Annotated in this window: 13 protein-coding genes; 5 read left to right on the top strand and 8 right to left on the bottom strand. The window is 67.7% G+C overall.

All coding sequences use genetic code 11. From position 1 onward, the window contains the following. The first annotated feature begins 11 nt into the window (after positions 1-11). From NFT33_RS03575 to NFT33_RS03560, 4 genes are all read left to right on the top strand, one after another. Positions 12-224, top strand: a complete 213-nt coding sequence (locus NFT33_RS03575; protein WP_220785360.1) for a hypothetical protein — start codon at positions 12-14, stop codon at positions 222-224. 17 nt (positions 225-241) lie between these two features. Then, complete coding sequence (rho, locus tag NFT33_RS03570) at positions 242-1,504, top strand: transcription termination factor Rho (RefSeq protein WP_037477702.1); 1,263 nt, start codon at positions 242-244, stop codon at positions 1,502-1,504. A 130-nt stretch (positions 1,505-1,634) separates the two neighbouring features. Then, the gene (locus NFT33_RS03565) at positions 1,635-1,892 is read left to right on the top strand and encodes a type B 50S ribosomal protein L31 (RefSeq protein WP_149503281.1); all 258 of its coding nucleotides are present in this window, start codon (positions 1,635-1,637) and stop codon (positions 1,890-1,892) included. 111 nt (positions 1,893-2,003) lie between these two features. After that, positions 2,004-3,677, top strand: coding sequence for a hypothetical protein (locus NFT33_RS03560; RefSeq protein WP_251673192.1), 1,674 nt, complete (start codon positions 2,004-2,006; stop codon positions 3,675-3,677). Here the strand turns inward: NFT33_RS03560 and phoR are convergent. The 7 genes from phoR to pstS form a co-directional block, all read right to left on the bottom strand. Next, a complete protein-coding gene (gene phoR / locus NFT33_RS03555) occupies positions 3,659-5,029 on the bottom strand; it encodes a phosphate regulon sensor histidine kinase PhoR (RefSeq protein WP_251673189.1) in 1,371 nt (456 codons plus the stop codon). The genes NFT33_RS03560 and phoR overlap by 19 nt on opposite strands. Before the next feature lie 43 nt (positions 5,030-5,072). After that, on the bottom strand, positions 5,073-5,774 hold the full coding sequence (phoB, locus tag NFT33_RS03550) for a phosphate regulon transcriptional regulator PhoB (RefSeq protein ID WP_220785355.1): 702 nt from the start codon (positions 5,772-5,774) through the stop codon (positions 5,073-5,075). Position 5,775: 1 nt separating this feature from the next. Beyond that, a complete protein-coding gene (gene phoU, locus NFT33_RS03545) occupies positions 5,776-6,483 on the bottom strand; it encodes a phosphate signaling complex protein PhoU (protein WP_149503277.1) in 708 nt (235 codons plus the stop codon). 13 nt (positions 6,484-6,496) lie between these two features. Further along, on the bottom strand, positions 6,497-7,282 hold the full coding sequence (gene pstB, locus NFT33_RS03540; RefSeq protein ID WP_037477710.1) for a phosphate ABC transporter ATP-binding protein PstB: 786 nt from the start codon (positions 7,280-7,282) through the stop codon (positions 6,497-6,499). A 17-nt stretch (positions 7,283-7,299) separates the two neighbouring features. Further along, positions 7,300-8,202, bottom strand: a complete 903-nt coding sequence (pstA, locus tag NFT33_RS03535) for a phosphate ABC transporter permease PstA (protein ID WP_376744120.1) — start codon at positions 8,200-8,202, stop codon at positions 7,300-7,302. A 1-nt stretch (position 8,203) separates the two neighbouring features. Beyond that, positions 8,204-9,169 carry a phosphate ABC transporter permease PstC gene (pstC, locus tag NFT33_RS03530; RefSeq protein ID WP_149503276.1) on the bottom strand — a complete coding sequence of 322 codons (966 nt, stop codon included), beginning with the start codon at positions 9,167-9,169 and terminating at the stop codon, positions 8,204-8,206. A 172-nt stretch (positions 9,170-9,341) separates the two neighbouring features. Then, positions 9,342-10,379, bottom strand: coding sequence for a phosphate ABC transporter substrate-binding protein PstS (gene pstS / locus NFT33_RS03525; RefSeq protein WP_376744119.1), 1,038 nt, complete (start codon positions 10,377-10,379; stop codon positions 9,342-9,344). A gap of 187 nt (positions 10,380-10,566) precedes the next feature. On the opposite strand from pstS, the gene NFT33_RS03520 reads away from it, so the two are divergent. Continuing rightward, positions 10,567-11,061 (top strand): fasciclin domain-containing protein, encoded by a 495-nt coding sequence (locus NFT33_RS03520; protein ID WP_149503274.1) that lies wholly within the window; start codon positions 10,567-10,569, stop codon positions 11,059-11,061. Between the two features lie 86 nt (positions 11,062-11,147). On the opposite strand, the gene glmM is transcribed toward NFT33_RS03520, so the two are convergent. Beyond that, positions 11,148-12,488, bottom strand: a complete 1,341-nt coding sequence (gene glmM / locus NFT33_RS03515; protein ID WP_251673185.1) for a phosphoglucosamine mutase — start codon at positions 12,486-12,488, stop codon at positions 11,148-11,150. Positions 12,489-12,503 lie beyond the last annotated feature (15 nt).

Here is a 12,503-nt window from a genome sequence, read left to right as displayed (position 1 = left end):
CCGCTGCAGCCATGACGAATGCCACTGCGCGCCGGTTGTTCCAGCCGGATTTGCAGCTCCTGACGCAGATGCTGGAGCGCGCAGCGTCGGCTCCCTCCTCCCGCATTTTCCTGATTCCACCGGTGCAGAGCTGCCACGCGCAGCGCAGCAGCGAGAACCAGCAGGCTTGCGAGACAGGGAGTCCGACCCCTTCGGCCTGTCCGGCTGGCACCGGCAAGGCCTGATTTCAGGGCCCGACCCTATGCACCTTTCCGAACTCAAGGCTCAACACATCTCGGCGCTCGTCCGGATGGCGGAGACGCTCGAGATCGAGAACGCCAGCCGCCTGCGCAAGCAGGAGCTGATGTTCGCGATCATGAAGAAGCGCGCCAAGCAGGGCGAGCAGATCTTCGGCGACGGCGTGCTCGAAGTGCTGCCCGACGGCTTCGGCTTCCTGCGCTCGCCCGACACCAGCTTCCTGGCGTCGACCGACGACATCTACCTGTCGCCCAGCCAGATCCGCCGCTTCAACCTCCACACCGGCGACATGATCGAGGGCGAGGTGCGCGTGCCGAAGGACGGCGAGCGCTACTTCGCGCTGGTCAAGGTCGACCGCGTCAACAACCTGACGCCGGAGGAATCGAAGAACAAGATCATGTTCGAGAACCTGACTCCGCTGTTCCCCAAGGAACAGTTCAGGCTCGAGCGTGACATCCGCGGCGAGGAGAACATCACCAGCCGCATCATCGACCTGATCGCGCCGATCGGCAAAGGCCAGCGCGCGCTGCTGGTCGCGCCGCCGAAGAGCGGCAAGACGGTGATGATGCAGCACCTGGCCCACGCGCTGGTGGCCAACAACCCGGACGTGCACCTGATCGTGCTGCTGGTCGACGAGCGCCCCGAGGAAGTGACCGAGATGCAGCGCACCGTGCGCGGCGAGGTCATCAGCTCGACCTTCGACGAGCCGGCCGCCCGCCACGTCCAGGTCGCCGAGATGGTGATCGAGCGCGCCAAGCGCCTGGTCGAGCTGCGCAAGGACGTGATCATCCTGCTGGACTCGATCACCCGCCTGGCGCGCGCCTACAACAACGTGCTGCCCTCCTCGGGCAAGGTGCTGACCGGCGGCGTCGACGCGGGCGCGCTGCAGCGCCCGAAGCGCTTCTTCGGCGCAGCGCGCAATGTCGAGGAAGGCGGTTCGCTCACCATCATCGGCACCGCGCTGGTCGACACCGGCAGCCGCATGGACGAAGTGATCTACGAGGAATTCAAGGGCACCGGCAACTGCGAGATCCACCTGGACCGCCGCATGGCCGAGAAGCGCGTCTACCCGTCGATCCTGCTGAACAAGTCGGGCACGCGGCGCGAGGAGCTGCTGCTGAAGCCCGAGATCCTGCAGAAGACCTGGATCCTGCGCAAGCTGCTCTACCCGATGGACGAGATCGAGGCGATGGAATTCATCCTCAACAAGATGAAGGCCACGAAGAGCAACCTCGACTTCTTCGACATGATGCGCCGCGGCGGCTGAAGCCCCCGCACTGATGCGCACCCTTCCCGTGCAGGGCCTGCACGGGCTATAATCGAGGTTTTTCCGCTGTCGGAAAGTGCTGCTACGCATGGTGCGGGCGGTGGCTCCCGGCACCACAGCGAGCATCCCCATGAAAGACGGCATCCACCCGAACTACCGCGACGTCTGCTTCGTCGACCTGTCCAACGGCTTCCAGTTCGTGACGCGTTCCTGCGCTCCGACCAAGGAAAAGATCACGCTGGAAGACGGCCGCGAGCTGCCGCTGTTCAAGCTGGAAACCACCAGCGAGACGCACCCGTTCTACACCGGCCAGCAAAAGAGCGTCGACAACCTGGGCGGTCGCGTCGAGAAGTTCCGCAACAAGTTCAAGGTCGGCATCAAGCGCTGATCGATCGATCTCCGGGCCACCGGAATCGATGCGCACCCATCCACCGAGGGTGCGCGCCACGAAGGCAGCCCGACATGGCTGCCTTTTTTGTTGCCTGACGCGCCCGTCGCCGTGACCGATACCCGCCCCACCCCTGCCCTGGTCTCGCAGCGCGCCGTCGAGCGGCTGCCCCGGCTGGCGCTGCTGCTGTTCTGCGCAGCCTATCTGCTGCCGGGCATCTTCGGCCGCGACCCCTGGAAGAATGCCGACATCGCCGCCTACGGCTACATGACCAGCCTGCTGCGTGGCGAGTCGAGCTGGCTGCAGCCCTCGATCGCCGGGCTGGTGGCCGAAGGCGGCGTGCTGCCCTACTGGCTCGGTGCAGCCTCGATGGCGCTGCTGACCCCGCTGGGCCTGGACCCGGCGCTGGCCGCGCGCCTGCCCTTCGCGCTGCTGCTGGCCGCGACGATGGCGCTGGTCTGGTATGCCACGCTGCATCTGGCCCGGACCGAGGCCGCGCAGCCGCTGGCCTTCGCCTTCGGCGGCGAGGCGGACCCGGTCGACTATGCCCGCGCGATTGCCGATGGTGCGCTGCTGGCCCTGATCGCCTCGCTCGGCCTGCTGCAGCTCGGCCATGAGACCACGCCGGAGCTGGTGCAGCTGGCGGCCACCGCACTGCTGCTCTACGGCCTGGCGGTCAGCCCTTACAAGACCTGGCACGGCCGGATGGCGGTGCTGCTGGCCCCCACCCTGCTGGCGGCCAGCGGCGCGGCCACCACCGGTCTGCTGCTGGCCCTGGCCGGCATGCTGATCAGTCAACGCTCCAGCTATGCCGATGCCCGCCGCCAGGTGCCCTGGCTGCTGACTGGCGCCCTGCTGGCCGGCATTGTCGCGACGCTGCTGCAGGCCTGGGCCTGGCGGCTGGCGCCTCTGCGCGATCCGGCCAGCCTGGCTCGGCTGCTGATCTGGTTCACCTGGCCGGTCTGGCCGCTGGCGGGATGGACGCTGTGGCACTGGCGCCGCCATCTGCTCAAGCGCCATCTGTCGGTGCCGCTGGCGGTGCTGCTGATCGCGCTGGCAGCGAGCATCGGCATGGGCGGCTCGGACCGTGCGCTGATGCTGGCGCTGCCGGCGCTGGCGATCATGGCCGCCTTCGCACTGCCCACGCTCAGGCGCAGCGTCGGCGCGGCGATCGACTGGTTCTCGGTCTTCTTCTTCAGCGCCTGCGCGCTGACGGTGTGGGTGCTCTACCTGTCGATGCATGCCGGCATTCCGGCGCGGCCGGCGGGCAACATCATGAAGCTGGCTCCCGGCTTCGAGCCGGTGTTCCAGCCTCTCGCGCTGCTGGCGGCGGTGACGGGCACGCTGGCCTGGCTGGCCCTGGTGCGCTGGCGCACCGGGCGCCACCGCCAGGCGCTGTGGAAGACCCTGGTGCTGCCGGCCGGCGGCGTGGCGCTGAGCTGGCTGCTGACGATGACGCTGCTGCTGCCGGTGCTCGACTACGCACGCAGCTACCGGCCGATGGTGCGCCAGATCGCGCAGCAGGTGCCGGCGGGCGCCTGCCTGGTCGCGCCCGAGTTCAGTCGCGGCCAGCTGGCCGCGCTGGAGGTGCACGGCCGCTGGACGCTGACCCGCGACCCGCGCCGCACCGATTGCCGCTGGCTGGTGCTGGCCCAGGGCGAGCGCATCGGCACCGAGCCGCAGCGCCAGCGCAGCCCGGTGCTGGCCGGCTGGCAGCTGCAGACCCGGGTGCGCCGCCCGACCGACCGCGACGAAGTGATCCTGATCTACCGGCGCAGTTCCTGAGCCTGCGCGGCCTCGGCCACCGCCCGGTGCACCCGGACCCGGGAGGCCGGGAACAGGATGCGGAAGGTCGATCCCTGGCCGATCTGGCTGTCGATCGTCAGCTCGGCACCATGGCGCTGCACCACATGCTTGACGATCGACAGGCCCAGGCCGGTGCCGCCGGTCTCGCGCGAGCGGCTGCCGTCGATCCGGTAGAAGCGCTCGGTCAGTCGCGGCAGATGGTCGCGCGCGATGCCGATGCCGCTGTCCTTCACCTCGAACACCGCACCGCCGCCCGGACGAAGCTGCCAGCCGATCGAGATCCGGCCCTCGTCGGGCGTATAGCGCACCGCATTGCTGGCCAGATTGGTCATCGCCGACAGCAGCTCGCTGAGATTGCCGGCCAGCTCCACGCCGGCCAGATCGGCGTCGCCGGTCCCGGGCAGGCGGATCAGGTGCCGACCGCGCGACAGCCCCTGCGTCTCGACGCCGATCTGCTCGATCAGGTCGGCCACCGGATGCCAGTCGTCGGGCGCAGGCTGCGGGCTGCCCTCCAGGCGCGCCAGCGTCAGCAGATCGGTCACCAGGGTCTGCATGCGCCGGGTCTGCTGGGTCATCAGCTGCAGCATGCGCTCGCGGTCATCCGGTCCGAGCGGCAGCGTGGCCATCGTCTCGACGAAGCCGGCCAGCACCGTCAGCGGCGTGCGGATCTCGTGCGAGACATTGGCGACGAAGTCGCGCCGCATCGCCTCGTTGCGCTGGCGCTCGGTCACATCCTGCGTCAGCACCAGCCGCTGGCCGACGCTGCCGTAGCGGCGCACCAGCACCGAGAGCAGAAGCTGCGCCGGCTGGCTGCCCGCCATCAGCAGCGGCTCGGTGCTGCCCGACTGCAGCGCCGCGACAAAGGCCGGCGTGCGCACCAGGTTGGTGATGCGCTGGCCGATGTCGCGCTCGGGGTCCAGCCCGAGATGGACCGCCGCCACCTGGCTGAGCCAGACGATCTGCTCGTCGGCATCAAGCAGCAGCACGCCGTTGGGCGAGGCCTCGATCGCGCTGAGGAACTCCTCGCGCCGACGCCGCTCGAGCTGCATGCGCTGGTCGCGCTGCAGCAGCGCGCGCTCGGTCCGGTAGGCCAGCTCGCCCCAGAGTTCGCCGTCGCGCGGAGCCTCGGCCTCCATGTTGCCGCGCATCCAGCGCATCAGCCGCCCGGCACGGCGGGCATCGCGCCAGCCGGCCCAGGCCGCACCCAGCAGCGCGCCGGCCCAGGTGCCCAGCACCGGCGCACCCAGCTTCAGCCCGATCACGCCGCCGACCAGCGCCAGCAGGCTCAGGCTCAGCAGCAGCGACAGCAGGCGCTTGAGCGCCAGACTCATGATGTGGAACCTTCCTGTCCTGTCGTCTCGCGCGCGGTCCGGCTCAGCCGGCGGCGGGACGATCCTTCAGCAAGCGATAGCCAGCGCCCCGCACCGTCTCGATCATCCGCCCGGCATCGACCGGCATCAGCGACTCGCGCAGCCGCTTGATGTGGACATCGACGGTGCGCTCCTCGATGAAGACATGGTCGCCCCAGACCCGGTCGAGCAGCTGCGAGCGGCTGTGGACCCGCTCCGGATGGCTCATCAGGTGCTGGATCAGCCGGAACTCGGTCGGACCGAGCTTGACCGGCCGGCCATCGACCTCGAGCCGATGCGCCGCCTGGTCGAGCCGCAGCGGCCCCACCTGCAGCTGACCCTCGGCCAGTGCCGCCGGCGCGCGCCGGCGCAGCACCGCGCGGATGCGCGCCATCAGCTCACCCGGGGAGAAGGGCTTGACCAGATAGTCGTCCGCGCCGGCATCGAGCCCGGCGATCATGTCGGCCTCGTCGCCGCGTGCGGTGAGCATCAGGATCGGCAGCTCGCGGGTGCGTGCCGCCGCGCGCCAGTGGCGTGCCAGCTCCACGCCGGAGCCACCGGGCAGCATCCAGTCGAGCACCACCAGATCGGGCAGCACCGCATCGACCGCCGCACGTGCCTGCGCCACCGTGCCGGCCTGCATCACCTCATGGCCGGCATGGCGCAGATGGATCGCGATCAGCTCGGCGATCGCCGGCTCGTCCTCGACGATCAGCGTACGGGTCACGTCACTTGACCATGTCGGCGACCGCATCGGGCGGGTTGTGCCGCACGTCGGTGCCCTTGACGATGTAGATGATCTGCTCGGCCAGGTTCTTGGCGTGATCGCCGACCCGCTCGATCGCCTTGGCGACGAAGACCAGATCGATCGCCGCCGAGATGGTGCGCGGGTCTTCCATCATGTAGGTGATGAGCTTGCGCATCAGGCCGTCGAACTCGCGGTCGATCTCGTTGTCCTGGCGGATCACCTCGAGCGCCTGGTTGGTGTCCAGACGCGCGAAGGCATCCAGCGACTTGCGCAGCAGGTTGGTCGCCAGGCTGGCCTCGTGCGAGACATCGCCCACCGGGAAACGCAGCCGGCTCGACACCCCGGTGCTCACCAGCCCCTGCACGGTGCGGGCGATGCGCGCGGCCTCGTCGCCGACGCGCTCGAGATTGCCGATGGTCTTGGAGATCGCGATCAGCAGGCGCAGATCGCGTGCGGTCGGCTGGCGACGCGCGATGATCGACGACAGATCACGGTCGATCTCCATCTCCATCTGGTTGACCCGCTCCTCGATGCGGATCACCTGGGTGGCGATGTCGGTGCTGAACAGCGTCAGCGCCTGGACCGCCTGGGCCACCTGGGCCTCGACCAGGCCGCCCATCTCGAGCACGCGGGTGGAGATGCCGCTGAGCTCGGCGTCGAACTGGCTGGAGAGATGCTTGTCCATCAAGAGACTCCTGTGATCAGCCGAAGCGACCGGTGATGTAGTCCTCGGTCTCCTTCTTCTTCGGCTTCATGAAGATGTCGGAGGTGGGGCCGAACTCGATCAGGTCGCCCAGGTACATGTAGGCGGTGTAGTCCGAGCTGCGCGCGGCCTGCTGCATGTTGTGCGTCACGATCAGCACGGTGTAGTCGGACTTCAGCTCGTCGATCAGCTCCTCGATCTTGCCGGTCGAGATCGGATCGAGCGCCGAGCACGGCTCGTCGAGCAGCAGCACTTCCGGCTTGATCGCGATGCCGCGTGCGATGCACAGGCGCTGCTGCTGACCGCCCGACAGGCCCGAGCCGCTCTGGTCGAGCTTGTCCTTGACCTCGGTCCAGAGCGCGGCCTTCTTCAGCGCCCATTCCACGCGCTCGTCCATCTCGACGCGCGAGAGGTTCTCGAACAGGCGCACGCCGAAGGCGATGTTGTCGTAGATCGACATCGGGAAGGGCGTCGGCTTCTGGAACACCATGCCGACGCGGGCACGGATCAGCGAGACGTCTTCCTTGCTGGTCAGGATGTCCTGGCCGTCGAGCAGGATCTGGCCTTCGGCGCGCTGCTCGGGGTAGAGCTCGAACATGCGGTTGAAGGTGCGCAGCAGCGTCGACTTGCCGCAGCCCGAGGGCCCGATGAAGGCGGTCACCTTCTTCTCGGGCAGATCCATGTTGATGTTCTTCAGCGCGTGAAAGGCGCCGTAGTAGAAGTTCAGGTTGCGCACCGACAGCTTGACCTTCTCGGTCGTCGGCAGATTGACTTGGGTATCCATGATGGGTGACTCAGTGCTCAGTGCTTGTTGCGCAGGAAGGTGCGGGCGATGATGTTGAGCGCCAGGACACCGATGGTGATCAGGAAGACACCGGCCCAGGCCAGCTTCTGCCAGTTCTCGTACGGGCTCATCGCGAACTTGAAGATGGTCACCGGCAGGCTGGCCATCGGCTCGTTCAGGTTGGTGGTCCAGAACTGGTTCGACAGCGCGGTGAACAGCAGCGGCGCGGTCTCGCCGGAAATGCGCGCGATCGCCAGCAGCACGCCGGTGATGACGCCGGCGCGGGCCGACTTCAGCGTGATCGACAGGATCACCTTCCACTTCGGCGTGCCCAGCGCGTAGGCGGCCTCGCGCATCGCGTTCGGGATCAGGCTGAGCATGTTCTCGGTGGTGCGGATCACCACCGGAATGACGATCAGCGCCAGCGCCAGCACGCCAGCGAAGCCCGAGAAGGACTTGAAGCGGTCGACCCAGACGGCATAGATGAACAGGCCGATCACGATCGAGGGCGCCGACAGCAGGATGTCGTTGATGAAGCGGGTCACGCTGCCCAGCCAGCCGCTGCGGCCGTACTCGGCCAGGTAGACGCCGGCCATCACGCCGACCGGCGTGCCGATCAGCGTGGCCAGCGTCACCATCAGCAGCGAGCCCATGATCGCGTTGGCCAGGCCGCCGATCTCTTCCTGGGGCGGCGGCGTCATCTCGGTGAAGGTCATCAGCGACAGGCCGCCGAGACCGAGGCGGATGGTCTCGAACAGGATCCAGACCAGCCAGACCAGGCCGAAGGCCATCGCCGCCAGCGACAGCAGCAGCGCGACATTGTTGACCCACTTGCGGCGGCGATGCATCGCCGCGCGCGAGGCATGCAGCGCGGAGGTGGCTGCAGCGCTCGGGGAGGTGTTCATGGAGGAGGTGTTCATGTCAGCGGCCCTCGTTCTTCTTCAGCTGCGCCAGCAGCACCTTCGAGAACGACAGCACCACGAAGGTGATGAAGAACAGCACCAGGCCCAGATAGATCAGCGAGGCCTGATGCAGGCCCTCGTTGGCCTCGGCGAACTCGTTGGCCAGCGCCGAGGTGATGCTGTTGGCCGCCTCGAACAGCGACAGCGAGTTGAGCTGGTTCATGTTGCCGATCACGAAGGTGACCGCCATCGTCTCGCCCAGCGCACGGCCCAGGCCGAGCATGATGCCGCCGACCACGCCGGTCTTGGTGTAGGGCAGCACCACCTTCCAGACCACCTCCCAGGTGGTCGAGCCCAGGCCGTAGGCAGACTCCTTCAGCATCGGCGGGGTGACCTCGAAGACATCCCGCATCACCGAGGCGATGAAGGGAATGATCATGATCGCCAGGATGATGCCGGCCGACAGCAGGCCGATGCCCACCGGCGGGCCCGAGAACAGCTCGCCCAGCACCGGCACGCCCTGGAACAGCGACTGCAGCGGCATCTGCACATGTTCGGACAGCAGCGGGCCGAAGACCATCAGGCCCCACATGCCGTAGACGATCGACGGCACGGCCGCCAGCAGCTCGACGGCGATGCCCAGCGGGCGCTTCAGCCAGGCCGGCGACAGCTCGGTCAGGAACAGCGCGATGCCGAAGCTCACCGGCACCGCGATCAGCAGCGCGATGATCGAGGTCATCAGCGTGCCGTAGATCATCACCAGGCCGCCGTACTGGTCCTGGACCGGATCCCATTCGCTGCGCCACAGGAAGGACAGGCCGTATTCGCGGATCGCCGGCATCGCGCCATCGATCAGCGACACGATGATGCCGATCAGCAATGCCAGCGTCAGCAGCGCGCTGGCACGCGCCAGCAGCGCGAACAGGGTGTCAGCCCAGGGCTTGCGCGCACTGCGGGGCTGGCCGGATCCGGAAGTCTTGATCATGTTCTTGGCTGCAGTCGGTGAACTGTCAGCCGGCAGTGTAGCGGCCATGGCCACTCCTTCTGGGGGGTTCTTCATGGCAAAGGCGAGTCGGCAGCGCAGGGGGCGCACCGGCTCGCCTTCGGTTGGAACGGATCCGATCAGGTCAGATCCAGTCCGTTCGAGTCACGTCAGATCACTTGTAGGAGATCGCCTTGCCGGAGCCGTCCTTGACTTCGGCCCACTGCTTGCGCACCAGATCCTTGACCGCGGTCGGCAGCGCCACGTACTCGAGGTCGGCGGCCATCTTGTCGCCGTTGGCATAGGCCCAGTCGAAGAACTTCAGCGAACCGGTCGCCGAGGCCGGCTTGTCCTGGGTCTTGTGCATCAGGATGAAGGTGGCGCCCGTCAGCGGCCAGGCATCCTTGCCCGGCTGCTCGGTCAGCACCTGATAGAAGGACTTGCTCCACTCAGCACCAGCCGCGGCAGCCTTGAAGTTGGCGTCGTCAGGGGCCACGAAGTTGCCGTCCCTGTTCTTCATCAGGACATGCGACATCTTGTTCTGCTTGGCATAGGCGTACTCGACATAGCCGATCGAGTTGGGCAGGCGCATCACGAAGGCCGACACGCCTTCGTTGCCCTTGCCGCCAGCGCCGGTCGGCCAGTTGACCGCGGTGCCCTCGCCTGCCTTGGCCTTCCATTCGGCGTTCACCTTCGACAGGTAGTTGGTGAACAGGAAGGTGGTGCCCGAGCCGTCGGCACGGCGCACGACCGAGATGGCCGCATCAGGCAGCGGCACGCCCGAGTTCAGCGCCACCAGCGCCGGATCGTTCCACTTGGTGATCTTGCCCAGGTAGATGTCGCCCAGCAGCTGGCCGGTCAGCCTGATCTGGCCCGGCTGGATGCCCTTGATGTTGACCACCGGCACCACGCCACCGATCACGGTGGGGAACTGCATCAGGCCGTCGGCTGCCAGCTCTTCATCCTTCAGCGGCATGTCGGAGGCGCCGAAGTCGACCGTCTTCGACTTGATCTGCTTGAGACCCGCACCCGAGCCGACCGACTGGTAGTTCACCTTGGCGCCAGTGGCCTTGTTGTAGGCATCGGCCCACTTCGCGTAGACCGGAGCCGGAAAGGTCGCGCCTGCACCGGTCACATCCTGGGCCGAAGCCATGGAGGCGGCAGCCAGCAGGGTGAAGGAAAGGAGACCGCGACCGAAAGCGCTGGAATTCATGACGTGTCCTTGGTGACTTGTTGCAAAACCGGCGCCAGGGCCGTGACAGGCTGCATGCTAGGGTCGGTTTGTGACACTTCCGTGACCCCTCCAGCCGCTCGGCATTGTCATGAGATGGTCACTGGTCGTCGAGACACTTCTGCGGTTTGCAGCGATCCACAGCGATCAGATCTCGAGGAGCAACCCCATGCAACAACCCAAGCGCCTTTTCCTGGGCAGCGTCGGCGCCATCGCCTGCGCCCTGCTGATGTCGGGCTGCGCCAGCCTGAATCCGGCCCCGACGCTGGCCGACACCCTGGCCGCCCGGCCGGAGCTGTCGACGCTGAACCGCCTGGTGACTCAGGCCGGCCTGCAGGACACCCTGCGCGGCGAGGCGGCGCTGACGGTGCTGGCCCCGAACGACGAGGCCTTCAAGGCGGTGCCCAAGGCCACGCTGGACGCCCTGGCAGCCGACCCGGCCCGGCTCAAGGCCGTGCTCGGCCACCATGTGGTCGCCGGTCGGGTGACCGCACGCGAGATGCCGGCCAAGGTGCGCACCAGCACCGGCACCGAGATCGCCACCTCGCGCGCCGGCGACTTCGTGACGCTGGAAGAAGCGATGATCGTTCAGGCCGACCTGCCGGCCCGCAACGGCACCGTGCATGTCATCGACCGCGTGCTGATGCCGCCGGTCAAGAAGTAAGCCGGCGCAGAGCAAGGCAAAGCCAAGGGGGCGGATCCTTGCGGATCCGCCCCCTTGCTGCTTTTCCAGTCTTTCGGCTTTGCGGATCAGTCGCGCAGCGTCGCGGCCAGGCGCTCGGCGCTGGAGTGCGCGACCTGGGCATCGCGCGCCTCGACCATCACCCGCACCAGCGGCTCGGTGCCGGAGGCACGGATCAGGATGCGGCCGCTGTCACCCAGCTCGGCGGCGATCACCGTCTGCATCTCGGCCAGCGCGCGGTTGGCCTTCCAGTCCTGGCCGGGCTGCAGGCGCACATTGATCAGCGTCTGCGGGAACAGCTCGACGCCCTCGAGCATGTCGGCCAGCGACCTGCGGCTGCGCTGCAGCGCCTGCAGCACCTGCAGCGCGCTGACGATGCCGTCGCCGGTGGTGTGGCGGTCCAGCGCCAGCAGATGCCCCGAGCCCTCGCCGCCGAGCTGCCAGCCGCGGCGCGAAAGCTCCTCGAGAATGTAGCGGTCGCCGACCTTGGCACGGATGAACTCGAGGCCCTGGCCGCGGATCGCCAGCTCGACCGCCATGTTGGTCATCAGCGTGCCGACCACGCCCGGCACCGACTCGCCCTGCGCCAGCCGGTCAGCCACCATCACATACAGCAACTCGTCGCCGTTGTAGATGCGGCCGTCGCGATCGACCATCTGCAGCCGGTCGGCATCGCCGTCGAGCGCGATGCCGTAGTCGGCGCTGTGCGCGCGCACCGCCGCCAGCAGCGTGCGCGGATGGGTCGCGCCGACACCCTCGTTGATGTTGTAGCCGTCGGGCTCGCAGCCGATGCGCACCACCTCGGCACCGAGTTCATGGAACACGTCCGGCGCGATCTGGTAGGCCGCGCCATGCGCGCCGTCGACGACGATCTTCAGGCCCTTGAGCGACAGCTCGTTGGAGAAGGTCGACTTGCAGAACTCGATGTAGCGCCCGGAGGCATCCTGCAGCCGGCGCGCACGCCCCAGCGCCACCGAGTCGACCCAGACCGGCTCGCGCTCGAGCTCGGCCTCGACCTGGATCTCCCAGGCATCGGGCAGCTTCTCGCCCCTGGCGGAGAAGAACTTGATGCCGTTGTCGCCGAAGGGGTTGTGCGAGGCGCTGATCACCACGCCCAGATCCAGCCGCAGCGCGCGGGTCAGGTAGGCCACGCCCGGCGTGGGCAGCGGCCCGGTCAGCATCACGTCGACGCCGGCCGAGTTCAGCCCGGCCTCCAGCGAGGACTCCAGCATGTAGCCGGACACGCGGGTGTCCTTGCCGATCAGCACCACCGGGCGCTCGCCGTCGGGGCGGCCGGCGCGCAGCACGCGCCCCACCGCATTGCCCAGACGCAGCGCGAAGTCCGGCGTGATCGGATAGGTGCCGACGGTGCCGCGAATGCCGTCGGTGCCGAAATACTGTCTGCTCATCTCGTTTCAGTCCTG

Origin of the sequence: Sphaerotilus sp. FB-3 (assembly GCF_023706025.1) — a bacterium.
Classification (GTDB): Bacteria; Pseudomonadota; Gammaproteobacteria; order Burkholderiales; family Burkholderiaceae_C; genus Sphaerotilus; species Sphaerotilus sulfidivorans.
This window is presented reverse-complemented; position numbering and strand designations above follow the sequence as displayed.